The organism is Actinomadura sp. NPDC023710 (genome assembly GCF_040639875.1).
In the GTDB taxonomy this organism is placed as follows: domain Bacteria; phylum Actinomycetota; class Actinomycetes; order Streptosporangiales; family Streptosporangiaceae; genus Spirillospora; species Spirillospora citrea.
In genome coordinates this window covers 57,349-80,040 of the sequence record NZ_JBFAGB010000014.1, presented here as the reverse complement: position 1 = coordinate 80,040, position 22,692 = coordinate 57,349, and the positions used below count along the sequence as shown (strand labels likewise).

The 22,692-nt window shown below is 73.0% G+C and carries 23 protein-coding genes; 15 read left to right on the top strand and 8 right to left on the bottom strand.

Features of this window, described 5'->3' with window-relative positions; translation table 11 throughout:
• Positions 1 to 7: 7 nt before the first annotated feature.
• Genes AB0H37_RS18075 through aroQ form a run of 3 tightly spaced genes read left to right on the top strand, consistent with a single transcriptional unit; the run spans position 8 to position 2,027 of the window.
• Positions 8 to 517: a shikimate kinase gene (locus AB0H37_RS18075; protein ID WP_329093131.1), complete on the top strand. Its 510-nt coding sequence runs from the start codon at positions 8 to 10 to the stop codon at positions 515 to 517.
• On the top strand, positions 514 to 1,587 hold the full coding sequence (gene aroB, locus AB0H37_RS18070) for a 3-dehydroquinate synthase (RefSeq protein ID WP_179833861.1): 1,074 nt from the start codon (positions 514 to 516) through the stop codon (positions 1,585 to 1,587). The genes AB0H37_RS18075 and aroB overlap by 4 nt, the downstream gene beginning before the upstream one ends.
• The gene (aroQ, locus tag AB0H37_RS18065) at positions 1,584 to 2,027 is read left to right on the top strand and encodes a type II 3-dehydroquinate dehydratase (RefSeq protein WP_329093129.1); all 444 of its coding nucleotides are present in this window, start codon (positions 1,584 to 1,586) and stop codon (positions 2,025 to 2,027) included. The genes aroB and aroQ overlap by 4 nt, the downstream gene beginning before the upstream one ends.
• A gap of 18 nt (positions 2,028 to 2,045) precedes the next feature.
• On the opposite strand, the gene AB0H37_RS18060 is transcribed toward aroQ, so the two are convergent.
• Positions 2,046 to 2,621: a TetR/AcrR family transcriptional regulator gene (locus AB0H37_RS18060; protein WP_179833863.1), complete on the bottom strand. Its 576-nt coding sequence runs from the start codon at positions 2,619 to 2,621 to the stop codon at positions 2,046 to 2,048.
• 170 nt (positions 2,622 to 2,791) lie between these two features.
• On the opposite strand from AB0H37_RS18060, the gene AB0H37_RS18055 reads away from it, so the two are divergent.
• The gene (locus AB0H37_RS18055; protein ID WP_360613834.1) at positions 2,792 to 3,457 is read left to right on the top strand and encodes an enoyl-CoA hydratase-related protein; all 666 of its coding nucleotides are present in this window, start codon (positions 2,792 to 2,794) and stop codon (positions 3,455 to 3,457) included.
• Positions 3,458 to 3,537: 80 nt separating this feature from the next.
• On the top strand, positions 3,538 to 4,584 hold the full coding sequence (locus AB0H37_RS18050) for an LLM class F420-dependent oxidoreductase (protein ID WP_329093125.1): 1,047 nt from the start codon (positions 3,538 to 3,540) through the stop codon (positions 4,582 to 4,584).
• Here AB0H37_RS18050 and AB0H37_RS18045 read toward each other — a convergent pair.
• Positions 4,559 to 5,272 carry a hypothetical protein gene (locus AB0H37_RS18045; protein ID WP_329093123.1) on the bottom strand — a complete coding sequence of 238 codons (714 nt, stop codon included), beginning with the start codon at positions 5,270 to 5,272 and terminating at the stop codon, positions 4,559 to 4,561. The genes AB0H37_RS18050 and AB0H37_RS18045 overlap by 26 nt on opposite strands.
• Positions 5,273 to 5,399: 127 nt before the next feature.
• Positions 5,400 to 6,878, bottom strand: coding sequence for an FAD-dependent oxidoreductase (locus AB0H37_RS18040; RefSeq protein ID WP_360613832.1), 1,479 nt, complete (start codon positions 6,876 to 6,878; stop codon positions 5,400 to 5,402).
• A gap of 161 nt (positions 6,879 to 7,039) precedes the next feature.
• On the opposite strand from AB0H37_RS18040, the gene AB0H37_RS18035 reads away from it, so the two are divergent.
• The 6 genes from AB0H37_RS18035 to AB0H37_RS18010 all read left to right on the top strand — a co-directional run bounded on the left by AB0H37_RS18035 (position 7,040) and on the right by AB0H37_RS18010 (position 12,137).
• Complete coding sequence (locus tag AB0H37_RS18035) at positions 7,040 to 8,131, top strand: Xaa-Pro peptidase family protein (protein WP_360613830.1); 1,092 nt, start codon at positions 7,040 to 7,042, stop codon at positions 8,129 to 8,131.
• 33 nt (positions 8,132 to 8,164) lie between these two features.
• A complete protein-coding gene (gene efp / locus AB0H37_RS18030; RefSeq protein ID WP_179833869.1) occupies positions 8,165 to 8,722 on the top strand; it encodes an elongation factor P in 558 nt (185 codons plus the stop codon).
• Position 8,723: 1 nt separating this feature from the next.
• Positions 8,724 to 9,140, top strand: coding sequence for a transcription antitermination factor NusB (gene nusB, locus AB0H37_RS18025; protein WP_329093117.1), 417 nt, complete (start codon positions 8,724 to 8,726; stop codon positions 9,138 to 9,140).
• Positions 9,141 to 9,541: 401 nt separating this feature from the next.
• The gene (locus AB0H37_RS18020; protein WP_179833871.1) at positions 9,542 to 10,327 is read left to right on the top strand and encodes a methyltransferase domain-containing protein; all 786 of its coding nucleotides are present in this window, start codon (positions 9,542 to 9,544) and stop codon (positions 10,325 to 10,327) included.
• Between the two features lie 4 nt (positions 10,328 to 10,331).
• Positions 10,332 to 11,597, top strand: coding sequence for a DNA polymerase IV (locus AB0H37_RS18015; protein ID WP_329093115.1), 1,266 nt, complete (start codon positions 10,332 to 10,334; stop codon positions 11,595 to 11,597).
• 147 nt (positions 11,598 to 11,744) lie between these two features.
• Positions 11,745 to 12,137 carry a DUF3040 domain-containing protein gene (locus tag AB0H37_RS18010; protein ID WP_179838549.1) on the top strand — a complete coding sequence of 131 codons (393 nt, stop codon included), beginning with the start codon at positions 11,745 to 11,747 and terminating at the stop codon, positions 12,135 to 12,137.
• Between the two features lie 144 nt (positions 12,138 to 12,281).
• Here AB0H37_RS18010 and AB0H37_RS18005 read toward each other — a convergent pair whose 3' ends face one another.
• Entirely contained in the window at positions 12,282 to 13,187 is a 906-nt protein-coding gene (locus AB0H37_RS18005) for an arginase family protein (protein WP_360613828.1), read from the bottom strand.
• Positions 13,187 to 14,224 carry an alpha/beta hydrolase-fold protein gene (locus AB0H37_RS18000; protein ID WP_360613826.1) on the bottom strand — a complete coding sequence of 346 codons (1,038 nt, stop codon included), beginning with the start codon at positions 14,222 to 14,224 and terminating at the stop codon, positions 13,187 to 13,189. The genes AB0H37_RS18005 and AB0H37_RS18000 overlap by 1 nt, the downstream gene beginning before the upstream one ends.
• Before the next feature lie 110 nt (positions 14,225 to 14,334).
• On the opposite strand from AB0H37_RS18000, the gene AB0H37_RS17995 reads away from it, so the two are divergent.
• Positions 14,335 to 14,901 carry a CGNR zinc finger domain-containing protein gene (locus AB0H37_RS17995; protein ID WP_360613824.1) on the top strand — a complete coding sequence of 189 codons (567 nt, stop codon included), beginning with the start codon at positions 14,335 to 14,337 and terminating at the stop codon, positions 14,899 to 14,901.
• A gap of 17 nt (positions 14,902 to 14,918) precedes the next feature.
• Here the strand turns inward: AB0H37_RS17995 and AB0H37_RS17990 are convergent, their stop codons facing one another.
• From AB0H37_RS17990 to AB0H37_RS17980, 3 genes are read right to left on the bottom strand one after another with little or no spacing between them, the layout of a single operon-like run.
• Positions 14,919 to 17,465 (bottom strand): DUF3488 and transglutaminase-like domain-containing protein, encoded by a 2,547-nt coding sequence (locus AB0H37_RS17990; RefSeq protein WP_360613823.1) that lies wholly within the window; start codon positions 17,463 to 17,465, stop codon positions 14,919 to 14,921.
• 26 nt (positions 17,466 to 17,491) lie between these two features.
• Entirely contained in the window at positions 17,492 to 18,760 is a 1,269-nt protein-coding gene (locus AB0H37_RS17985) for a DUF58 domain-containing protein (RefSeq protein ID WP_179833876.1), read from the bottom strand.
• A 3-nt stretch (positions 18,761 to 18,763) separates the two neighbouring features.
• A complete protein-coding gene (locus tag AB0H37_RS17980) occupies positions 18,764 to 19,843 on the bottom strand; it encodes a MoxR family ATPase (RefSeq protein ID WP_360613820.1) in 1,080 nt (359 codons plus the stop codon).
• A 374-nt stretch (positions 19,844 to 20,217) separates the two neighbouring features.
• Between AB0H37_RS17980 and mraZ the strand changes: the two genes are divergently transcribed.
• The 3 genes from mraZ to AB0H37_RS17965 all read left to right on the top strand — a co-directional run bounded on the left by mraZ (position 20,218) and on the right by AB0H37_RS17965 (position 22,687).
• On the top strand, positions 20,218 to 20,649 hold the full coding sequence (mraZ, locus tag AB0H37_RS17975; protein ID WP_089312308.1) for a division/cell wall cluster transcriptional repressor MraZ: 432 nt from the start codon (positions 20,218 to 20,220) through the stop codon (positions 20,647 to 20,649).
• A 245-nt stretch (positions 20,650 to 20,894) separates the two neighbouring features.
• Complete coding sequence (rsmH, locus tag AB0H37_RS17970) at positions 20,895 to 21,917, top strand: 16S rRNA (cytosine(1402)-N(4))-methyltransferase RsmH (protein ID WP_179833878.1); 1,023 nt, start codon at positions 20,895 to 20,897, stop codon at positions 21,915 to 21,917.
• Positions 21,914 to 22,687, top strand: a complete 774-nt coding sequence (locus AB0H37_RS17965) for a hypothetical protein (protein WP_360613818.1) — start codon at positions 21,914 to 21,916, stop codon at positions 22,685 to 22,687. Before rsmH ends, AB0H37_RS17965 begins: the two co-directional genes overlap by 4 nt.
• Positions 22,688 to 22,692 lie beyond the last annotated feature (5 nt).

Below are 22,692 nucleotides of genomic sequence, written 5' to 3'. Positions count from 1 at the left end.
CGGTGCCATGCGACCGAAGGCAGTCATCATCGGGCCGCCCGGCTCGGGCAAGTCCACGATCGGCGCCGCGCTCGCCGGCCGTCTCGGCGTCACGCTGCGCGACACCGACGCCGACATCGAGCGGGCGGCGGGCAAGCCGATCGGCGAGATCTTCATCGACGACGGCGAGGAGCGCTTCCGCGAGCTGGAGCGCGCCGCCGTCGCCGAGGCGCTGGCCGGGCACGAGGGCGTCGTCGCGCTCGGCGGCGGCGCCGTCCTCGCGGCCGAGACGCAGGACCTGCTCGCCGGGCACACCGTGGTCTACCTGCGGGTGGGCCTGTCGGAGGCGATCAAGCGGGTCGGCCTGGCGTCGGCGCGGCCGCTGCTCGTGCTGAACCCGCGCAGCCAGATGCGCAAGCTCCTGGAGGAGCGGCTCCCGATCTACGAGCGGCTCGGCGGCGTGCACGTCGACACCGACGGCCGCGAGCCCGCCGACATCGTGGAAGAGGTCGTGAAGGCCCTGGAGGGTGACGCGTGACGCGGGCGCGGGTGCACGTCGGCGGCGCCGATCCCTACGACGTCGTCATCGGGACGGGCGTCCTCGGTGAACTGCCCGCCATGATCGGAGACCGGGCCCGGACCGTCGCCGTCGTCCACGCCGAGGGGCTGCCGGAGATCGCCCGCCCCGTGTGCGGGGCGCTCGAACAGGCCGGGTACGCCGTGCACGCGCTGCCCGTCCCGGACGGCGAGGCCGCCAAGGAGGTCGGCGTCCTCGCCGGGCTCTGGTCGTCCTTCGCCCGCCTCGGCATGACCCGGACGGACGTCGTCGTCGGCGTCGGCGGCGGCGCCACCACCGACCTCGCCGGGTTCGCGGCGGCCTCGTGGCTGCGCGGCGTGCGGGCGGTGCTCGTCCCGACGACGCTGCTCGGCATGGTGGACGCGGCGGTCGGCGGCAAGACCGGCATCAACGTCCCCGAGGGCAAGAACCTCGTCGGCGCGTTCCACCCGCCCGCCGGCGTCCTGTGCGACCTGGCCACGCTGGTGACGATGCCGCGCGAGGACTACATCAGCGGCCTCGCCGAGATCATCAAGGCCGGGTTCATCGCCGACCCGGAGATCCTCGCCCTGGTCGAGGCCGACCCGAAGGGCGCCGCGGCCCCCGACGGCCCGCACACCCGCGAACTGGTCGAACGGGCCGTGCGGGTCAAGGCCGGCGTCGTGTCGGCCGACCTGAGGGAGGGCGGTCTCCGCGAGATCCTGAACTACGGCCACACCCTCGCGCACGCCATCGAGAAGAACGAGGACTACCGGTTCCGGCACGGCCACGCCGTCGCGATCGGCATGGTGTTCGCCGCCGAACTGTCCCGCCTCGCCGGGCGGCTGCCCGCCGACGTCGTCCGGCGGCACCGGGACGTCCTGGAGTCCGTGGGCCTGCCGGTCTCCTACGCCGCCGACTGGCCCGGCCTGCGCGCCACCATGACCATCGACAAGAAGTCGCGGGGCGCCACGCTCCGGTTCGTCGTCCTCGACGGCATCGCCGAGCCGGGCCGCCTCGAAGGCCCCGACGAGGACCTGCTCGCCGCCGCCTACCGGGAGATCGCCCGATGACCCGCGTCCTCGTCCTGAACGGTCCCAACCTGCGCCGCCTCGGCGTCCGCGAGCCCGACACCTACGGGACGGCCAGTTTCGACGACCTGGTCGCCGTCTGCCGCGACGCCGGGCGCCGCCTCGAACTGCACGTCGAGGTCCGGCAGACCGACGACGAGGCCGAGATGATGCGCTGGCTGCACGAGGCCGCCGACGAGCGCGTCCCCGTCGTGCTGAACCCGGCCGCGTTCACGCACTACTCCTACGCGCTGCGGGACGCGGTCGCCCAGCGCACCGCCCCGCTCATCGAGGTCCACATCACCAACCCGGCCGCCCGCGAGGAGTTCCGCCACAACTCCGTCGTCGCCGGCGTCGCCACCGGCACCATCGCCGGCTTCGGCACCCTGTCCTACGTCCTGGCCCTCCAGGCCGTGGCCGAGCTGGTCGCCGAGAACTCCTAGCCCTCTCCGGCGGGGCCCCTATCCCTCTTCGGCCGCGCTGCGGGCCATGGCCTTGAGCTCGGAGACGACGTCGTCCAGCGGGGCGACGTCGCGGTGGGCGCGGCACAGGATGGTGGCGCCCTCGACGGCCGCGACGATGAGGCGGGCCAGGCGGGACGCGCGGTCGTCGGGGACGCCGGCGTTGCCGAGCCCGGTGGCGAGGGTGTCCTGCCAGCGCCCGAACGCGGCCGCGGCGGCCGCGGCGAGCTGCGGGGCGTCGTCGTGGGACTCGACGGTGACGGCGACGACGGGACAGCCGGCGCGGAACTCGCTCTTGATCAGGACCTGCCGCCACCAGCCCACGAAGGCGTCCACGGCGGACGCGGCGTCGCCGCCCTCGGTGGCGGCGAGGATGCCGGCGTTGAGGAACTCGCCGGCGTAGCGGACGGCCTCCTCGGCGAGCTGCGCCTTGCCGCCGGGGAAGTGGTGGTAGATCGACCCGCGCGGTGCGCCGCTGTGCGTGATGACGTCGCGGAACCCGGTGCCGCTGTAGCCGCGCTCGCGGAAGAGGTAGGCGGCGCTGCGCACCATGCGTTCCCTGCTGTCCGTCCCCATGCGACGATTATGACATTCATCATACGGTCCTCGCGTTGACTATGACGACCGTCATGGAGAACTTTGGCTATGCCGTACGTCATAGTTAGTACCCGCGAGTAGGGTCGGCTGAGGCACGCGATGAGGGCACGTGCTCCGAGACGGGGCCGGGCGGGAAGAAGGAGACGTTCGTGATCGACCTCCAGCGCGACGGAGACGTGTACGTCCTGCGGTTCGACGAGGGTGAGAACCGGTTCGGCCCCGACTTCCTCGACGCGGTCGAGGGGGCCCTCGACACGGTGGCCAAGAACGACGGTCCGGGCGCGCTCGTCACCGTCGGCACCGGCAAGTTCTACTCCAACGGCCTGGACCTGGACTGGCTCGGCGCCAACCAGGACAGGTTCGAGGAGTACCTGCGGCGCGTGCACGCCCTGTACGCGCGCGTCCTGTCGCTGCCGATGCCGACGGTCGCGGCGCTGAACGGCCACGCCTTCGCGGGCGGTGGCATGCTCGCCCTCGCCCACGACTTCGCCGTGATGCGCACCGACCGCGGCTACTTCTGCCTGCCCGAGGTCGATCTCGGGATGAGCTTCACGCCGGGGATGAACGCGCTGATCACGGCGCGGCTGTCGACGGCCACCGCGCACGAGGCGATGCTCACCGGCCGCCGCTACGCCGCGGAGCAGGCGCGCGAGGCCGGGATCGTGCAGCGCGTCGCGCCCGAGGAGGAGGTGCTTCCCGCCGCCGTGGAGTGGGCGGCCTCACTGGCGAGCAAGAACGGGCCGGGCGTGGCGACGATCCGCACCGCGATCTACCGGCAGGCGCTGGACGCGCTGAACGGCCCCGCGCTGCCGTGAGCCCTCCTCTCGGACGCGGGCCGGGAGTAGGTTACGTTCGACTGGAATCGGATTCGGTTTAGGAAGGGGCGCGGGACACCATGCGCATCGGTATGGCGCTCAGCTACTCGGGCGGTTTCAAGGAGACCGTCGAGGAGCTCGCCGACTACGAGAAGGCCGGCCTCGACATCGTCTACGTCGCGGAGGCCTACAGCTTCGACGCGGTGAGCCAGATGGGCTACATCGCCGCCAGGACCGAGCGGGTGGAGATCGCCTCCGGAATCCTCAACATCTACTCGCGCACCCCGACCGCGATCGCCCAGACCGCCGCGGGGCTGGACTACGTCTCCGACGGGCGGTTCACGCTCGGCATCGGCGCGTCCGGCCCGCAGGTCATCGAGGGCTTCCACGGGGTCCCCTACACCGCGCCGCTCGGTCGCACCCGGGAGATCATCGAGATCTGCCGCAAGGTGTGGCGCCGCGAGCGGGTGCAGCACGACGGCAGGTACTACCACCTGCCGCTGCCGGAGGGGCAGGGCACCGGCCTCGGCAAGGCGCTCAAGCTCATCAACCACCCGGTGCGCGCCGACATCCCGATCATGGTCGCCGCCATCGGCCCGAAGAACGTCGAGCTGACCGCCGAGATCGCCAACGGCTGGGAGCCGATCTTCTACGTGCCGGAGAAGGCCGCGGACGTGTGGGGCTCCTCCCTCGCGGCCGGGAAGGCCAAGCGCGACCCCGCGCTCGGCGAGCTCGACGTGGTCGGGCAGTCCCCGCTCGCCATCGGCGACGACGTGAAGGGCTTCCTGGAGTTCGGCCGTCCGATGGCCGCCCTCTACATCGGCGGCATGGGCGCCAAGGGCAAGAACTTCTACAACGACCTCGCCCGGCGCTACGGCTATGAGAAGGAGGCCGAGGAGATCCAGGACCTCTACCTCGACGGCAAGAAGGACGAGGCCGCCGCGAAGGTCCCGCAGGAGCTGCTGGAGAAGATGTCCCTCATCGGCCCCGAGGCCCACGTCCGGGAGCGGCTCGCCGCGATGAAGGAGTCCGGCGTCACGACGCTCAACGTGGCCCCGATCGCGGGCGACCACAAGAGCCGGCTCGCCCTGATCGAGAAGGTCAAGGAGATGGCGGCCGGACTCTGACGGACCGCCTCCGCCGCCGGCGGCGGCGGAGGCGGCCGAGCCGGAGGCCCGTCCCGGGCCCGAACGGCGGGACGTCCAGCTCGAACAGCACGCGGAGCAGGACACCGCCGCCGAACAAGGCGGCCCCCCATTTCAGGGAGGTGCCCGGATCTCCCACCGAGCCGGCGGGGCGCGGGTCGAGGCGGCCGCGCGGGTCGTACACGACCTGGATGCGTTCGCCTCGGTCCGCGACCCTGGACCCGGTCGTCATCGTCCGCACCCGCGGCTCCGCGCAGGCGAGGTCGTGGTCGTAGTAGACGTCCGTGGTCGTGTTCCCGTCGCTGTCGGTGCTGGTGACCTCGCGCCGGTCGACCTTCTGAACCGTGCACGCCGTGGTCCGGCCGCGCTCGTGCAGAGCCTGGTCCGACACGGCGTGCGCGAGCATGGACGCCCCGATGACCAGCAGGAGGAAGGCGCCGAAGAAGACCAGGACGTTCTCGTAGCGCAGCTGTGTGAAGACCAGCAGGGCGTATCCGGCCATCATCATCACGAAGAGCAGCGCCGTGCCCGCCCAGTTGTCCGCCAGCGTCGACGGCCCGTAGGCGACCAGGGCGGCCTGCGCGACGATCAGCGCCGTCCCGGTCAGGGGCGCGCCGACCGCCAGCAGCGCCGCCAGGGCCCAGTCCGGCCGCTTCCCGTACCCCGCCATCGGAACCCGTTCCGTCGTCGATCCGTGTCCCTGATGAGATGCGCGGATCGGCCGACCGGATCGCCACCTGATCCTTACTTCTCGCGGCGGGCGGAACCGTAGGGGGAGAAGCCGGGGAGGGACGGGCTCACAGGGCCGCGTCGACCTCCTTGGCGACGCGCTCGCCGGAGCGGACGGCGCCGTCCATGTAGCCCGTCCAATAGCCGGACGTCTCGGTGCCCGCCCAGTGGATCCGGCCGCAGGGCTCGCGCAATGCGGGGCCGAACGCGGTGAGCGCGCCGGGCGGGGCGACGCCGACGGGACCGCCGCCGCTCCAGGTCTCGTTGTCCCAGCGCTGGAAGGCCGTCAGCGTCGGGTTCGCGGCCTTCTCGCCGAACAGCCTGGTGAACGAGTCGAGTCCCGCCGCCCGGACGTCCGCGGCGGGCGCGCCGTCCAGCTTCCTGATGTTGGCCTGGTTCATGAAGCCCATCAGGATGCCCCGCGACCCGTCCGGCGGGCTGTTGTCGAACGTCGCGTCGATGGCGCCGCTGTCGGCCACGGCCTGCCCGGTCAGCCCGTCCGCCCGCCAGAACGGCGTGTCGTAGACGGCGACGAACTTGGCGACCGAGCCCATCGGGTACCGCTGCACGAGCTGCGCCCGGCTCGCGGGCAGCGCCGGCGAGAAGTCGATCTTCCCGGCGATCGCCGGGGACATCGCCACCACGACCCGCTCGGCCGACACGGTGATCCCGTCGGCGGTCACCGTCGCACCGCCCGCTCCGGTGACGATCGACCGGACCGGCGCGTTGTAGTGGACGATGTCGCCGAGCCGTGCCGCAAGCCGGATCGGCACCTCCTGCGAGCCGCCGACGAACCGCGACTCCTGCGCCCCGCCCCTGGTGTTGATCAACCGGTCGATCGTCCCCGGGTTGGCCTCGTTGCCCGCCGAGGCCGCGTAGTTCAGCAGGTAGAGCAGCGAGACCTCCTGCGAGCGCATCGACAGCGTGGAGGAGGCGAACGCGTCCATCAGGAACCGCGCCCCGCTGCTCAGCGAGTTGGACCGCGACCAGGTGTGGAAGGTCTGCGCGTCCCATTCCTCGGCCTTGGCCGCCTTCCACGGCTCGCCGACCGGCACCTCCTTGACCATGCCGCCGAGCTTGAGCAGCGCCAGCTCCAGGTCGACCACGCCCCAGTCAGGCGGGACCGCCCCGAGCAGGCCGTCGGTCGCGTACAGCGACCGCTTGCCGCCCCGGTAGTAGACGTTCTTGCCCTCGTTGTAGGTGGCATAGGTGTCGACGCCCATGTCCTTGGCGAGCGCGGCGATGCGGTCCTGCGTCGGGCCGATGAACTCGGCGCCGCCCTCGTTGGTGGTGCCGTCGCCGAGCGGCATCCCGTAGACGCGGCCGCCGGGACGGTCCCGCGCCTCCAGCACGACCACGGACCGGCCCGCCGCGACGAGGTCGCGGGCGGCGGTGAGGCCGGAGAGCCCGGCGCCGACGATCACCACGTCGGCGGTGAGCGGCGCCGTCCGGGCGGCGGCGGAGGGGGCCGCGGCCGCGGAGACGACGGCTCCCGCGGCGGTGAGCGCGCCTGTGCCCAGCAGTCTTCTACGGCTGACTCGGGTCAAGGGGAATCACTCCTGGGGGAAGTCCATGAGGGGGAAGGACATTCGGGGGACGGAGCACACGCCCGGTCACGCTAGGCCAGCCCTCAGTCAGAAGTCGAGGGTTCTTCATGTTCGTGACCGCGTTGAGACGGCCCCTCCCGCGATGATCTAGAGTCCTGGCCATGGGGGAGACTCACTACGCGCGGCGCCGCCGGCTGGCCGCGCTCGTCGCCGACCGGGGCGCCGCCGCGCTGCTGGTGACCCGCCTGGTCAACGTCCGCTACCTGACCGGCCTGGACAGCTCGCGGGCCGCGCTGCTCGTCCCGGCCGACGGGCCGGCCGTGCTCGCGACCGACGGCCGCTACGCCGGAATGGCCGCGCAGGTCTGCCCGGAACTGCCCGTCGTCGTCGACCGGCAGGTGGCGGAGGCGCTGGTGACGCGGGCGGCCGAGGACGGCCACGGCCGCGTCGGCTTCGAGGCCCACGACCTGACCGTCGAGCACCACACGGCCCTCCTCGACCTCGATCTTCCTGCCGGCGCCGGGGCCGAACTGGTGCCGCTCGGCCGTCTCGTCGAACAGCTGCGCATGGTGAAGGACGAGGAGGAGATCGGCCTGCTCCGCGAGGCGTGCGCCGTCACCGACCGCGCCTTCGAGGCCGTCCTGCCCGAGATCCGCGCCGGGGTCACCGAGCGCGCCGTCGCGATCGCCCTCGAACGCGCCATGGTGGACCACGGCGCCGAAGGCCCCGCGTTCGAGTCGATCATCGCGTCCGGCCCCAACGGCGCCGTCCCGCACCACCACCCGGGCGGCCGCGAGCTCCAGCGCGGCGACCTCGTCACCCTGGACTTCGGCGCCCTCTACGGCGGCTACCACGCCGACATGACCCGCACCGTCGCGATCGGCGAGCCCGCCGCCTGGCAGCGGGACCTCTACGACCTCGTCCACCGCGCCCAGGCGGCCGCCCTCGCCGCGGCGCTGCCCGGCGCCGACACGAAGGACGTGGACGCCGCCGCCCGCGACGTCATCGCGGAGGCCGGGCACGGCGAGGCGTTCACCCACGGCCTCGGGCACGGCGTCGGCCTGGAGATCCACGAAGCGCCGCTCATGGGGTACGACAAGACCGGTAAGCTGATGGATCGGGTGCCGATCACCGCGGAGCCGGGGGTCTACCTCACGGGCCGGGGCGGGGTCCGCATCGAGGACACGCTGGTGGTCCGCACGGGCGGGCCGGAGCTCCTCACCACAACGACCAAGGACCTGCTCGTCCTGTAGGGCGCGCGGGCCCGCGACCGGGAGAACAACGCAGTGGCGACGACGAACGACCTGAAGAACGGCATGACGCTGAACATCGACGGCCAGTTGTGGACCGTCCAGGAGTTCCAGCACGTCAAGCCCGGCAAGGGCGGCGCGTTCGTCCGCACCAAGCTCAAGAACGTGCTGTCGGGCAAGGTCGTCGACAAGACCTTCAACGCCGGCACCAAGGTCGAGGTGGCCAGCGTCGACAAGCGCGAGATGCAGTACCTCTACCGCGAGGGCGAGGACTTCGTCTTCATGGACACCGAGACCTACGACCAGCCGCACATCCCCGCGGCCGTCGTCGGCGACGCCGCGAACTACCTGCTCCCCGAGCAGAACGCCGTGATCGCCTTCAACAACGAGAACCCCCTGTACGTCGAGCTGCCCGCCGCCGTCGTGCTGGAGATCACCGAGACCGAGCCCGGCCTGCAGGGCGACCGCTCCACCGGCGGCAGCAAGCCCGCCACCCTGGAGACCGGCGCGCAGATCCAGGTCCCGCTGTTCATCACCACCGGCGAGAAGGTCAAGGTCGACACCCGCTCCGGCGAGTACCTCGGCCGCGCCTGAGATGGCCGCGCGCACCAAGGCCAGGAAACTCGCCCTGGACATCCTGTTCGCCGCGGAACTCCGGGAGGAGGAGCCGACGGCCGTGCTCGCCGCCCGCGGCCGTCCGAACCAGGACGAACTCGCCGAGTTCCCGCACGCCGTCCGGCTGATCGAGGGCGTCCAGGAGAACCGGGAGCGCATCGACGACCTGCTCGCCACCTACGCGACCGGCTGGACGCTCGAACGCATGCCCGTCGTCGACCGCAACATCCTGCGGATGGGGACGTTCGAACTCCTGTGGGTGGACGACGTCCCCGACGGCGTCGCGGTGAGCGAGGCGGTGGGCCTGGCCACCGAACTGTCCACCGACGAGTCCCCCCGCTTCGTCAACGGCCTCCTCTCGCGCCTGCAACAACTGAAGCCCTCCCTGACGCTCTGATTGCGTTTTTCTCCTCCTTCGGGCCTTGCGGCCCTCCATCGTCGAGAAACGCGGGCGATCGCTGGCATCGCTCCGGCTCGCCTTGCGGCTCGCTTCGCGATCAGGTTCTCGCTTCGCTCGTACCTGCCTTCGGACGCGATCGCGGCTTTCCAGGTTGTCGCGGGGTTGGGGGGCTGGGGGTGGTGCGATCGTCAGCGGGTTGCTGAGGTTGCGGTTGTGCTCGGCTTGCACCGCTCGCTTCGTGGGCGGGTCTGCTTCGCTCGAATCCTCCTGCGGGCGCGCGACCGTCGGGGTGTCGGTTGTGGCGTCGGCGAGCCGGAGCGATGCAGCGATCGTCCGCGTTTCTCGACTATGGCGGCGGGCGGCCCGAAAGAGGAGAGAAACCCATAAGCTGAGCTCTGATGACGAACGTTAGGGGAGCGGCCGTGACCGGCCGGCAACAGAAGCGGGTGCGGGGCGGCAGCCGGGTGCGCAGCGCCGTCCTGTGGGACGCCCTGCGCGCGGTCCTCGACCGCATCACTCCCGAGGCCGGCCTGAGCGACGTCGTGGACGTCGGCGGCGGGACCGGCGGGTTCGCCGTTCCGCTCGCCGAACTGGGGCACCGGGTCACCGTGGTCGACGCCAACCCGGACGCGCTGGCCGCGCTGGAGCGCCGGGCCGCCGAGTCCGGGGTGCGGGTGCGCGCCGTGCAGGGCGACGCCGTCGACCTGCCCGACCTGCTCGGCCCGGACGCCGCCGACCTCGTGCTGTGTCACAGCGTCCTGGAGTACGTCGACGACCCGGACGCGGCGATGGCGGCGCTGACCGGCGCCGTCCGCCCGGGCGGCTCGGTCAGCGTGCTGGTGGCGGGGCAGATCGCGGCCGCGCTGCACCGCGCCGTCTCGGGGCACTTCGACGACGCGCGGCGGGTCCTGACCGACCCGTCCGGGCGGTGGGGCGAGGGCGACCGGATGCCCCGCCGGTTCACCCGCGAGTCGCTGTCGGCGCTGGTGCGCGACGCCGGGCTTCGGGTCGCCGAGCTGCACGGCGTCCGGATCTTCGCGGACCTGGTGCCGAGCGGCCTGCTGGACGGCGACGCCGACTCCGCCGACGCGCTGATCGCGCTGGAGTCCGTCGCGGCCGTCCATCCCGTCCTGCGGGACCTCGCCACCCAGCTCCACCTGGTGGCGGACAAACCGGCCGGCTAGCACCGTGAGCCGCAAGCAGCAGCTGCATCGGCCGGGGCCGCAGCCGGGTCCGCCCGCCGACGACACCGGCTGCGCCGTCCTGCACGTCGACATGGACGCCTTCTTCGTCAGCGTCGAGCTGCTGGAGCGGCCCGAGCTGCGCGGGCGTCCCGTCGTCGTGGGCGGGACCGGGCCGCGCGGCGTGGTGTCCGCGGCCTCCTACGAGGCCCGCAGGTTCGGCGTGCACTCGGCAATGCCGATGTCGCGGGCGCGGCGGATGTGCCCGCAGGCCGTCGTGCTGCCGGTGAGCCACGGCAAGTACGGCCGCGTGTCCGCCGCGGTCTTCGAGATCTTTCGCTCCATCACGCCGCTGGTCGAGGGCCTGTCGCTGGACGAGGCGTTCCTCGACGTGGCGGGCGCCCGGCGGCGGCTGGGCCGTCCCGCCGCGATCGCGCAGCTCATCCGCGACCAGGTGCGCGACCAGCAGGGCATCACCTGCTCGGTCGGCGTCGCCAACACCAAGTTCGTCGCGAAGCTGGCCTCGACCCGGTGCAAGCCCGACGGGCTGCTCGTGGTGCCGGCCGACGGCGTCGTCGACTTCCTGCACCCGCTGCCCGTCGCGGCCCTCTGGGGGGTCGGCGAGCGGACGGAGCAGGCGCTCACCCGCCTCGGGCTGCGCACCGTCGGGCAGCTCGCCCGGGTGCCCCTCGCCACGCTGCAGCGCGAACTCGGCAACGCGCTCGGCGCGCACCTCCACGAGCTGGCGTGGGGACGCGACCCGCGCGAGGTCGTCCCGCACACGCCCGACAAGAGCATCGGCGCCGAGGAGACCTTCGACACCGACGTCGACGATCCCGAGATCATCCGGCGGGAGCTGCTGCGGCTGGCGGAGAGGGTCGGCGCCCGGCTGCGCGAGAGCGGGAACGCCGGTCGGACGGTCAGCGTCAAACTGCGGATGGCCGACTTCAAGACGATCACTCGGGCGCGCACCCTGGCCGAGCCCACCGACCTGGCTCGTGTGATCTATGTCACAGCCCGCGAGCTGTACGAGGCGTCCGGCCTGGAACGGGTACGACTCCGTCTGGTCGGGGTACGGGTGGAGAACCTGGGTCCGGCCGGCGAGGCCCCCCGTCAGCTCGCCTTCGACGAGCCGGACAGCGGCTGGCGTGAGGCCGAGCGAGCCATGGATCAGGTCGCGCACCGGTTCGGGCGCGGCGCGGTGCGCCCCGCCGCGCTGGTCCGGCGTGCGGCGGAGGGTGACGCACGGGACGGCAGGGACGGAAGACAATGAAAAAAGGCTGTGAGGTGACCGGCGCCGGGCCCTCGGCGGGCCGTTCGCTTTCGTACGCTCGAGAGTGCTCGTATTCTGGGCATATCACCGTTGACGTTCGCGTCCCGCATCGGATACTCCGTCGCGGAGCTGTCGCTGGGAGGTGCCGTGCCGCTCTCTGAGCACGAGCAGCGCATGCTCGAACAGATCGAATCGGCGTTGTACGCCGAGGATCCGAAGTTCGCTCACGCGGTTCGCTCGACCAACCCCCAGGTCCATTACAAGCGCCGGATCGTCAAGGCGGCCCTCGGCTTCGTGGTGGGCGTGTGCGCACTGATGGCCGGTCTCGTGATCAACGAGGGCACGGTCACGATCGCCATCAGCGTGACGGGTTTCCTGCTGATGGTCGTGTGCTGCGTCTGGGCGCTGACGAGTTGGAAGCGGATGACGGGCATCGGCAACGAGTCCGCGCGCGGAGGCGGCCGGCAGGCGCGTCCCGCCAAGGCGGGCTTCATGGAGCGCATGGAGGAACGCTGGCGCCGCCGCACCGAGGGTGACTGAGCGGGAGACGACGCTCGGTCCCGTCCCGGGGTCTGGGGGCGTCCCCAGAGTCACCGGGCGCTGACGAGGGACCCGTCCCGGCCGTACGCGGGGTGACCGCGGGGCCGGGACGAACGCGTGTCCGGGCGCGATGCCCGGGGAGGATCATCCCTCACGAGCGCCGAGGCCGCCGAGGCCGCCGGCGATCGTGTCGGCCACGAGCCGGGCGTACCCTCCGCCGGAGTCGAGGTCGGGGTCGAAGACGCAGACATCGGCGCCGACCGCGCCGGCGGCCAGCTCGCCGAGCAGCGCGGTCAGTTGGCGGGGCGCGAGTCCGCCGGGGTCGGGGCTGTCGACGGCGGGCATGTACGCCGGGTCGAGGACGTCGATGTCGACGTGCAACCAGTAGCCGTCGAGGCCGTCGGCGGCGACGGTCCTCCGGATCGTGTCGAGCGCGCCGGCCGGGTCGGTGATCCACTGGCGTGCCGGCACGACCCCGGCGAGGACCTCCCGTACTTCGTCGAGTTCCTCGTCGCCGTCGCGGCAACCGACGTGGACGACGTGCTCCGGGGCGAAGTAGGGGGACAGGCCCTCGATGTCGGACACCGCCGTCCAGTGCATGCCGACGGCGGCGGCGAGGTCCTCACCGGCCACGCTCGCGCATCGGTCCGAGTTGCCGGGGTGGCGGAAGTCGGTGTGACCGTCGATGTGGACGAGGCCGTAACGGCCCCTGCGGGCGAGTGCGACTCCGGTGCCGACGAGGACGCTGCAGTCGCCCCCGAGGACGAGCGGAGCGCGCCCCTGGTCGAGGATCGCGTCGATGCGGCCGGCCAGCCGGGTCGCGTGGTCGACGAGGGCGTCCTGGTTGCGCACCCTGCCCGCGCCGGAGACCCAGTCGTCGACGTACCTCCCCGCGATGACGACACCGGCGTCCTCGGCGCCGTCGCGCAGGAGGCGGGCGTGGAGTCCGGCCTCGCGCAACGCCTCGGGCGCCTTGGCGCACCCCGGGACACTGGTCTCCTGCGGCGGCCGCAGTCCGAGGTTCGTCGGAGCCGCGAGAATGGAGATCATCAGTGGTCCTCCGTGGTGAGATGCCCGGTCAGCCATGCGATCGCGGGCGGGTAGCGATACTCGATGCGAGCGTGGGTGCCGTCGAACAGCTCGAAGTACATCCGCTCGGGTGACACGCCGATGTCCGTGAGCGCCTGGTGGAACGCGGAGGCACCCAGGTCGAGGTAGTACTCGTCCCGGCGTCCGGCGTCGATCCAGATGGCCCGCATCGAGCGGAGCGCCTCGGCGTGGCCCGCCGCCATCCGCACCGGGTCCCAGGCCAGCCAGCGCTGCCAGATCTCGGGGATGAGCCTGCCGGTCGCGGGATCGAACGGCACGTGCACCGTGCCGTCGGCGTCCGAGGAGTACGCCGCCGCGTAGCCGTAGGTTTCGATCAGCAGTTCGTCCAGCTCGTGCAGGAGCGGGACTTCGCAGTTCCGGAAGTACTCCAGGAACGTGTCGTACGACCCGCCGAACTCGTCCCGCAGCCTCCTGGCCAGCCGGGGGAAGGACGGCGTGTACGAGGCGTCGAAGAGCGCGTCCCCCGCGTGCGTGGCGAAGGCGCCGAACAGGTCGGGACGCAGCATGGCCGTCACCATCGCTCCGTACCCGCCGCTGGACTTTCCGGTGATCGCGCGCGCGTCGCGGTGGGCGAGGGTGCGATAGTGCTCGTCGACCCACGCCACCACGTCGTCGCACAGGTAGGTGTGATACGCGCCGATGGCCGGCGAGTCGAGATACTGGCTGCCGCCGTAGCCGGTCCAGGCGTCCACGTACACGACCAGCGCGGGCGCCACGTCCTCGCGGGCGAAGAGCGCGTCGATCAACTCGGGAAGGGTGCGGCGGAACGGCGTTCTGTTGCGCCACATGGAGATGGTCCCGCAGTAGCCCTGGATGATGTAGATCGTCGGATAACGGGCGTGATCGCCATAGCCGGGCGGGGTGTGGACCCACAGCTGCCGCTCGTGCGGATCGCCCAGCGGATTGCCGCGCAGTGCCTCGCTCGTGACGACATGTTCGTGCAGCTCCCCCTTGAGGTCTTCGGACCACGGCACCATGCGACCTCCCGGCTGTGCGTGTAACCGATGAAGAAGTTAGATGGTTAGAAGTTTGCGTGTCAACCAGTGATGGGGTTTGCTGGTTAAGGCGAGAACCATCAGGAGCGGGCATGCGAGAACTTCCTCCGGCGGTGCGACCCGTCGTCGACTTCCTCAACACCGTCGACGTCGAGGACGGCACGGACGTGTTCGGCGACGGTCCGGAGGCCCTGGCGGACTGGCTTGTCGAGAAGAGGCTGTGTCACTCCAGGCCGTCCGTCACCGCGGCGGACGTCCAGGCGGCGATCGACCTCAGGCGCGGGCTGCGCGGCCTGGCGCTCGCCAACACCGGCGAACCGGTCGACCCCGAGGACGTACGGGCCGCCCAGGAGGTTCTGGCCGCCCTGCCCCTGACCCTGCGCCTTCCGGCCGGCACGGACGCGGCGAAGGACGGACCGGACCTCGACGCGAGCGGCGGGTCGTTCTCCAAGGCCCTGGGGCGGATCGCCGCCGCCTACTTCGCCGCGTCTGCCGGGGGCGACTGGTCGCGAGTGCGACGCTGCCCGGCGCACGACTGCGCCTGGGTCTTCTGGGACTCCTCCAAGAACGCGTCCCGGCGGTGGTGCTCGATGCGGGTGTGCGGCAACCGCGCCAAGGCACGCGCGTTCACCGAGCGGCGAGCGACCCGCCCTGCCTGACCCCGGTCCTCGCGCGCCTACCTGCGGCGGAGGCGGGACGGCAGGTCGTTCACGCGGGCGGTGACGTCGAGGGCGCGGTCTCCGGCGGTGCGGAGCGCGGTGCGGGTCTGCGCCATCGTCGACGGCGGCAGCAGGCGGGCGCGCCACCGCGTCCGGCGGCCCACCGACCCGGCGAACGCCTCCCGGACCGTCCGCACGTCGGCGCGCAGCCGTTCGGCGGGCTCGAAGGTGCGGCTCCGCGAGTAGCGCGCCAGTTCCTCGGCGCGGGCGATCCGGGTGAGGGCCTGCACGCTCGGCGCGTCCATCTCCAGCAGCTCGCCGAGACGGCGCGCGGCGGCGCGCGGGGAGTCGCTGGCCCGCCATTCCAGGCCGTGGTCGAGCGCGTCCGCGCGCATCTCCTGCCAGGCGGCGTGCGCCGCCCCGGCCGGATCGGGGGCCCGCGTCCCGTTCGCGGGTTCCACCGTTCCGGCCGGATCCGGTGTCCGCTTCCGCCGCGCGGCCTTCGCCTCACCGGCCGGATCGGGGGCGGACGCCCCCGCGGGCGTCGGCGTCCCGGCCGCTGAGGCGGCCAGGGCCGCCCAGCGCCGCCACCGCGTGAAGATTCGCATCGTCATCGGCACCGCCATCAGCATCAGCACCAGCAGGATGCCGGCGAGCCACCCCGCCGCGGGGAACCCGCCGTCGTCCTCCTCCCGAGCGCCGGTCGCGCCGCCCGCGCCCTCGTCGTTGCGGTGCCGGGGGCCGGCGGGCGCGGCGGTCGAGCCCGCGTCCGGGGACGAGGGGTCCGGCGCCTGCGTGGTCTGCTCGTCCGGCCCGCCGCCGGTGCTGATCGCGGGTTGGCTGTAGGCGGGGGCGGCGGCGGTGCCCTGCCCGGCGGCGCCGCTCGGCGTGGGCTCGAAGCGCACCCATCCCGAACCCTCGAAGTACAGCTCGGGCCAGGCGTGCGCGTCGCGCGACCGCACCACCCACTCGCCGGGCTTGACCTCGCTGCCCGGCGTGTAGCCCATCGCGACCCGCGACGGGATCCCGAGGATCCGCGCCATCAGCGCCATCGCGGCGGCGAACTGCTCGCAGTAGCCGCGCTTGCTGTGCAGCAGGAAGTCGACGAGGTCGCTGCCGTGCTGCGGCGCGGGCGCGGACAGGTCGTAGGTGAAGCCGCCGGAAATGGTGAACCAGCGCTGCAGCCGCACGGCCTGGGTGAGCGCGGTCGCCGACCCGGCGGTGACGTCCGCGGCGAGCTTCCTGACCTGCGGCGGGACGTTCTTGGGCACCGCCGTGTACTGGGCGACGACCTCGGGCGGGTAGGGCCCCGAGGCGGCCAGCTGCCCGGCGGTCGGCTGCGGGATCAGGCTCTTGACGGTGTAGGAGCGCCCGCCCGCCGAGTCGCGCAGCGAGTAGATCATCAGCGACGGGCCGTGCACCCGCCAGTCGCCCTTGATCGACACCCTGGCCGGGGCGTACGGCACCGGCAGGAACGTCATGTTCCTGACCTCCGGCCGCACCCGCACCTCGGTGGTGACCTCGCGCGAGGGCGCGACGGTCAGCCCCGGTGGGGAGGGGAGGGCGCGGTCGCCGGTCAGCCGGTCCTTGGAGCTGCTCTTCAGCGGGCTGTAGGTCCACCGGTCCCCGTCGAACCGGTCGAGGGCGTAGAGGCGCAGGTAGCCGGGGCTCTCCGGGGCGTCGCTGCGGTAGGTCAGGACGGTCGAGTCGTCCAGCCGGGTCAGCTCCCGCTTCAGGCTGACCAGGGGGTCGGGCGTCGTCACGGTCTGCGTGCCCGGACCGGAGCCGCCGCCCACGCCGAACACGCCGCGCGGGTGCAGGCCGGGCACCGCGGCCGGCAGCAGCACGGCGACGGCGACCGTGCCGGCCGCGATCCGGCGGCCGCTGGCCGCCAGCGCCGAGGCGTCGGGCCGGTCGGCGGGGTCTCCGGGCGGCGGCTGCGCGCCCGCCAGCGGCACCTCCCGCGGGCGGCGGCGCGTCGCCACCGTCCGGCCCCAGCCGCCGACCTGCTCGCGGGCGTCGGCCATGAGCAGGGCGAGGAACCCGAACGCGCCGATGCCGAAGGCCAGCCAGCTGACGCCGTCCTCGCGGATCGCCGCGGGCACGCTGTACATGGCCAGCAGCGGCAGCCCGGCGGGCGCGGCGCGGCGCAACCGCACGGCCAGCAGGTCCACCAGGACGGCGACCAGGCCGATGCCCGCGGCGGCCAGCATCGCGATGCCGGGGACGAGCGGGACGGGCGCCGCGTACCGGTTGGCCGCCCGCCAGCCCTCGTCCGCCAGCTCGCCGAGGTGCCGCAGCGACCCCGGGGACGGCACGACCCCGAGCCATGCCTCGCCGCCGGCGAACGCGAGGTTGAGGTAGAGAAGGAGCGCCGCCAGCCCGAACATCAGGCCGACCGGAGCGGGCGTGCGCAGGCGCCGCGCCAGCAGGCCGCCGCCGGACACGGCCAGCACCGCGCCGAACCCCGCCCAGAACCAGCTCGCCTTCTCGAAGAGCGGATACAGCCCGAGCGAGCCGGCGAGCGTCGCCAGCCCGGCCATCACCGTCATCCGGCCCCTCATGCGCCGCCCTCGTTCATGCACTGCCCTCAGTCATGCGCCGACCCTGACACGAAATCCTCGCCGGCCTTGCCGGCCCGCGCCCACGCCCCGGCCAGCTCCGCCGCGGATCGGACGGTCACCACCCGCCAGCCGCCCGCGCGCAGCAGCCCCGCGGCCGTTCCGCCGTCCTGCGCTCTGCCGTCCTCGGGACCGCTGCGGAGGAGTACCGCGACGCACGTGCCGGTGCCGCGCCGGGCCGCGGAGACCGCGCGGGCCTCCTCGTCCGACAGCACGCCGAACACCCCGACGACCAGGCCGTCGCCCTCCCGGCCCGCGCCGCGCCCGCGCAGTGCGGCCAGTCCCGCCGACAGCGAGCCGCCCTTGGACCGGCGGGCGACGGCGAGCGCGTCGAGCAGCAGCCCCTCGAACGCGCCCTCGGAGGGCCCGGCTGGGAGCGCCTCCCCGCCGTCGGTGACGTACCGCAGGCTCATGCCGGTCCGGACGAGGTGGACGCCGATCGACGCGGTCGCCGACACGGCCTGCTCGAACGAGCCGCCCGGCCCGTCGCCCCAGTGCGCGGAGCGGCGGGTGTCGAGGAAGAGCGTGCCGCTGCTCTGGAAGTGCTGCTCCTCGCGCCGCACCATCAGCTCCCCGTACCGGGCGGTGGACCGCCAGTGCACGCGGCGCAGGTCGTCGCCGTGCCGGTACTCGCGCGGGGCCACGTCGTCCTCGCCCGCCGCGGAGACCGCGCGGGCCACGCTGTCGCCGCCGCCCGTCCACGCGCCCGACAGCCGGCTCGGCGGCAGCGGCACGACCGACGGCGTCACCGTGAGCGTGTCGGACAGGCTGAACGAGCGGACGAGCTCCACCATCCCGAACGGGTCGGCGAGCCGGACGGTCAGCGGCCCCACCCGGAAACGCCCGCGCACGTCCGAGCGGATCCGGTAGCCGAGCTCACGGAACGCGTGCGGCTCGATCCGCTCCAGCACGAACCGGGCCCGCCCGCCGAGCGCGTAGGGGACCCGGTCCTCCACCATCAGCAGCCCGCTCGGCAGCCGCGACACGTTCTCCAGCCGCAGGTCGACGCGGGACTCGTGACCGACCGGCAGCCGCAACGGCTCCAGCCGCCGCGCGCAGGCCAGCCGGTACCGCGTCCGCGCCACCGCGATCGTGCACAGCAGCGGCAGCGCCAGCACGAGCACGCCGGCGCGCAGCAGGTCGCGCTCTCCGAGCGCCACCGCGCAGACGATCGCGGTCGCCCCGGCGGCCACGAACGACCGCCCGCGCGTGGTGAGGCCGGCCAGCGCCCGTCGCACCCGTCACCTGCCGGGGGAGGGCACCGGCAGGCGCTTCACCAGGTCGGCGACGACCTGCTCGGGGCGGCGGCGCTCCACCTGCGCCTCGGCGGTCGGCAGCAGCCGGTGGGCGAGGACGGGGCCGGCGAGGTCCTGGATGTCGTCGGGGACGACGTAGTCGCGGTCGTCTAGCGCGGCGTAGGCCCGCGCGGCGCGCACCAGGTGCAGGGTCGCCCGCGGGGACGCGCCGAGCCGCAGCTCCGGGTGCCTGCGGGTGGCGGAGACGAGGTCGATCGCGTACTGCCGGACCGCCGGAGCGACGTGCTGGGCCCGCACCACCTCGATGAGGGCGCGGACGTCGGCGGCGTGCGCGACCGGGGTGAGCCGGTCGAGCGGGGACGACGAGCCGTGCGTCTCCAGCATCTCCAGCTCGGCGGCCGGGTCCGGGTAGCCCATCGAGATGCGGGCGGTGAACCGGTCGCGCTGCGCCTCGGGCAGCGGGTAGGTCCCCTCCATCTCCACCGGGTTCTGCGTGGAGATCACCATGAACGGCGGCTCCAGCGCGTAGGTGGTGCCGTCGACCGTGACCTGGCGCTCCTCCATGCACTCCAGCAATGCGGACTGCGTCTTCGGGGACGCCCGGTTGATCTCGTCGCCGACCACGATGTTGGCGAACACCGGGCCCGGCTTGAACTCGAACTCGCGCCGTTCCTGGTTGTAGGCGCTGACCCCGGTGATGTCGCTCGGCAGCAGGTCGGGCGTGAACTGCACGCGCCGCACCGAGCAGTCGACCGAGCGCGCGAGCGCCTTGGCGAGCATCGTCTTGCCGACCCCGGGCACGTCCTCGATGAGCAGGTGCCCCTCCGCCAGCAGCACCGTCAGCGCGAGCCGGACCACCGAGGGCTTGCCCTCGATCACCGACTCCACGGCGTCGCGGATCTTGTTCGCGACGTGGGCGAGCCCGTCGAGCCCGCCGCCTCCCGCGCCACGGCCCGCGTCACGGCCCCCCGCGTCGCCGCCGGCGTCACGGCCGCCGCGCCGGGCCGGGTGGGATGCCGGGGGGTCGGTCTCCATGAACGACTCGCCGTGCGTGCCTACTGCCACCAAACCCTCCTCAGCCGTTCCAAACGACAGTACGTCTTTGGAACGCCCACTGCGATGTTCATGTGGAACGCGAGCCAATTGTGCTCCACGGGGACGACGACAAACGACGCGCGCAACGCACCACTTCACTCCACCCCGCCCCTCAGGACCGTGCCGCGCCCCCGCGCGGGGGCGGTCTGAACCGGCTTGTGCCGATGCGGCGCGCTGAGGGGGCGCCGCTGGGCCCCACTCCACACCACCCCCGTTGACCTGGGATTTCGTCGCAGAAAACGGCGCGTGGACGGTGTTTTTCTTGTTGACGGTGGGGAAGAGTGGAGTAGAGTGGGGCGCCGTGGGGGGCGGTAGCACCCCATGCGGCGCGGGAGGTGGGGCCGGTGTTTCTCGGCACTCACTCACCGCGCCTCGACGACAAGGGACGACTGTTCCTGCCGGCGAAGTACCGCGAGGAGCTGTCGGGGGGATTGGTGATCACGAAGGGCCAGGAACGCTGCCTGTACGTCTTCCCCATGGCGGAGTTCCAGCGGATAACCGAGGCTCTGCGTGCCGCGCCGGTCACCGAGAAGGCGGTCCGGAGCTACAGCCGGGTCTTCTTCGCCAGCGCCTCCGACGAGGTACCCGACAAGCAGGGCCGCGTCACGATTCCCCCGCCGCTGCGCAAGTACGCGGGGCTCACCCGCGACTGCACGGTCATCGGGGCCAACACGCGTCTGGAGATCTGGGACACCCAGGCATGGGAGACCTACCTGGAGCAGGAGGAGCAGACCTTCTCCGACGTCTCGGAGGAGGTGTTGCCAGGGATTCTCTGAGATACGACTCGTCGGTCCGTTGACCGGCACTGGCCCACGTTCGGCCAGGTCTCCAGCCGCTCTCCAGCCAGCTGGCGCAGCTTCCCCGGTGCCAGACGGCGACCCCCCGCGGGCAACGCGGTGATCTTCCTCCAGGGCAGCGGATGGGGACCTGGCCGGGCGAGGCCGCCGCCGGGGGCGCGGGACGGTCCGGTCCGGCGATGCCACACAGTCCGCGAGCGAGGTGGCAGTACAGGGGGTGAGGCATGGACGGCGTGGAGAACGGAGCGGGGAACAGCGCAAGGAACCACGCGGCGCAGGACCGGGGGCCCGACGGCGGCCACATCCCGGTCATGCTCGGCCGCGTTCTCGAACTTCTCGTCCCCGCCGCCGAGGCCGTCGCCGGCCGCGCTCCCGTGTACCTCGACGCCACGCTCGGCATGGGCGGCCACGCCGAGGCGATGCTGCGGGCCGTCCCGGAGCTGCGCCTGATCGGCCTCGACCGCGACACCACGGCGCTGGAGCGGTCCGCGCGCAGGCTCGCGCCGTTCGGCGACCGCGTGACGCTGGAACACGCCGTCTACGACGAGATCCCCTCCGTGCTGCGCCGGCTCCGCGTCCGGGCGGTCGACGCCGTCCTGTTCGACCTCGGCGTGTCCTCCCCGCAGCTCGACGAGGCCGACCGCGGCTTCGCCTATTCCTATGACGCCCCCCTCGACATGCGGATGGACCGCACCCAGAGCCTCACCGCGGCCGAGGTCGTCAACGGCTACCCGCCCGCCGAGCTCGCCCGCATCCTGCGCGAGTACGGCGAGGAGCGGTTCGCCCAGCGCATCGCCGCCGCGATCGTCCGGGAGCGCGGGCGCGCCCCGCTGGACTCCACCCGGCGACTCGCCGACCTGGTGCGCACCTCCATCCCCGCCGCCACCCGCCGCACCGGCGGCAACCCGGCCAAGCGCACCTTCCAGGCGCTGCGCATCGAGGTGAACGCGGAGCTCGACACCTGGCGCCGGGCGCTGCCCGCCGCGCTCGCCGCGCTGCCGGTCGGCGGCCGGGTGGCCGTCCTGTCGTACCACTCGCTCGAAGACCGCATCACCAAGCAGGTCCTCGCCGCCCAGGCGGCCGACACGACCCCGCCGGAGCTGCCGGTCCCGCTGCCCGAGCACGAGCCGAGGTTCCGGCTCCTGACACGCGGGGCCGAACTGGCGTCCGACGAGGAGACCACGACCAACCCACGGGCCGGATCGGTGCGGATGCGCGCCGCGGAGCGCGTCCGGGAGGCGACATGACCACGACGAGCAGGCGGCCGCCGACCAAGGCGCCCAAGAAGAGGACCCCGGAGCGCCTGGACGGCGCCGCCCCGGCCAGGCCCGCGCCGCCGAAGAGCCGGTCCGCCGGGACCGCTCCCGTCAAGCCGCCCCCCGCGAAGCCGACGCCCGCGAAGCCGACGCCGGCCAAGGCGACGCCGGCCAAGAGCACGAAGGTCGCGAAGAACACGAAGGGCGCCGGCAGCCCGACCGGTGGTGCGCAGGGCGCCGCCGCGTCGGCGCGCGGCGGGCAGACCGCGCCGCGCGCCCCGTTCGTCCTGCTCATCGTCGGGCTGCTCGGCGGCGCGCTGGTCAGCCTGCTGCTGCTCAACACCGTCCTCGCCAAGGACGCCTTCACGCTGACGCGGCTGCAGCAGAGCAACAAGCAGCTCGAACAGCAGCGCCAGGCCTACGAGGAGGAGATCGCCCGCGAGGGGGCCCCGCAGCAGCTGTCGAAGAAGGCCGAGGGGCTCGGCATGAGGCAGGGCAAGGACCCGGCCTTCTTCTCCACCGAACCCGGCCGCCCCGGCGGCACCATCCGCCCGGTCCCGCACTCGGCGGCGGCGTCGGCCGGCGCGGCGGGCGTTCTCGGCGTGCCCGGCACCGTGATCCCCGGCGACGGTGTCCCGCCCGCCGACGCCCGGACGAACGGGACCGGCGCGGGAACGCGGAACGGGACCGGCGCGGGCACACGGAACGGCACAGGAACACGGAACGGCACAGGTGCACAGACCGGGCACGGGGCACCGTGAGCGGG

What these genes read in the sequence shown, in the direction of transcription:
- AB0H37_RS18075 (WP_329093131.1), top strand. Translation starts at nt 8, where the DNA reads ATGCGACCGAAGGCAGTCATCATCGGGCCGCCCGGCTCGGGCAAGTCC.
- aroQ (WP_329093129.1), top strand. Translation starts at nt 1,584, where the DNA reads ATGACCCGCGTCCTCGTCCTGAACGGTCCCAACCTGCGCCGCCTCGGC.
- AB0H37_RS18060 (WP_179833863.1), bottom strand. Translation starts at nt 2,621, where the DNA reads ATGGGGACGGACAGCAGGGAACGCATGGTGCGCAGCGCCGCCTACCTC.
- AB0H37_RS18050 (WP_329093125.1), top strand. Translation starts at nt 3,538, where the DNA reads ATGCGCATCGGTATGGCGCTCAGCTACTCGGGCGGTTTCAAGGAGACC.
- AB0H37_RS18045 (WP_329093123.1), bottom strand. Translation starts at nt 5,272, where the DNA reads ATGGCGGGGTACGGGAAGCGGCCGGACTGGGCCCTGGCGGCGCTGCTG.
- AB0H37_RS18035 (WP_360613830.1), top strand. Translation starts at nt 7,040, where the DNA reads ATGGGGGAGACTCACTACGCGCGGCGCCGCCGGCTGGCCGCGCTCGTC.
- nusB (WP_329093117.1), top strand. Translation starts at nt 8,724, where the DNA reads ATGGCCGCGCGCACCAAGGCCAGGAAACTCGCCCTGGACATCCTGTTC.
- AB0H37_RS18020 (WP_179833871.1), top strand. Translation starts at nt 9,542, where the DNA reads ATGACGAACGTTAGGGGAGCGGCCGTGACCGGCCGGCAACAGAAGCGG.
- AB0H37_RS18005 (WP_360613828.1), bottom strand. Translation starts at nt 13,187, where the DNA reads ATGATCTCCATTCTCGCGGCTCCGACGAACCTCGGACTGCGGCCGCCG.
- AB0H37_RS18000 (WP_360613826.1), bottom strand. Translation starts at nt 14,224, where the DNA reads ATGGTGCCGTGGTCCGAAGACCTCAAGGGGGAGCTGCACGAACATGTC.
- AB0H37_RS17995 (WP_360613824.1), top strand. Translation starts at nt 14,335, where the DNA reads ATGCGAGAACTTCCTCCGGCGGTGCGACCCGTCGTCGACTTCCTCAAC.
- AB0H37_RS17990 (WP_360613823.1), bottom strand. Translation starts at nt 17,465, where the DNA reads ATGAGGGGCCGGATGACGGTGATGGCCGGGCTGGCGACGCTCGCCGGC.
- rsmH (WP_179833878.1), top strand. Translation starts at nt 20,895, where the DNA reads ATGGACGGCGTGGAGAACGGAGCGGGGAACAGCGCAAGGAACCACGCG.
- AB0H37_RS17965 (WP_360613818.1), top strand. Translation starts at nt 21,914, where the DNA reads ATGACCACGACGAGCAGGCGGCCGCCGACCAAGGCGCCCAAGAAGAGG.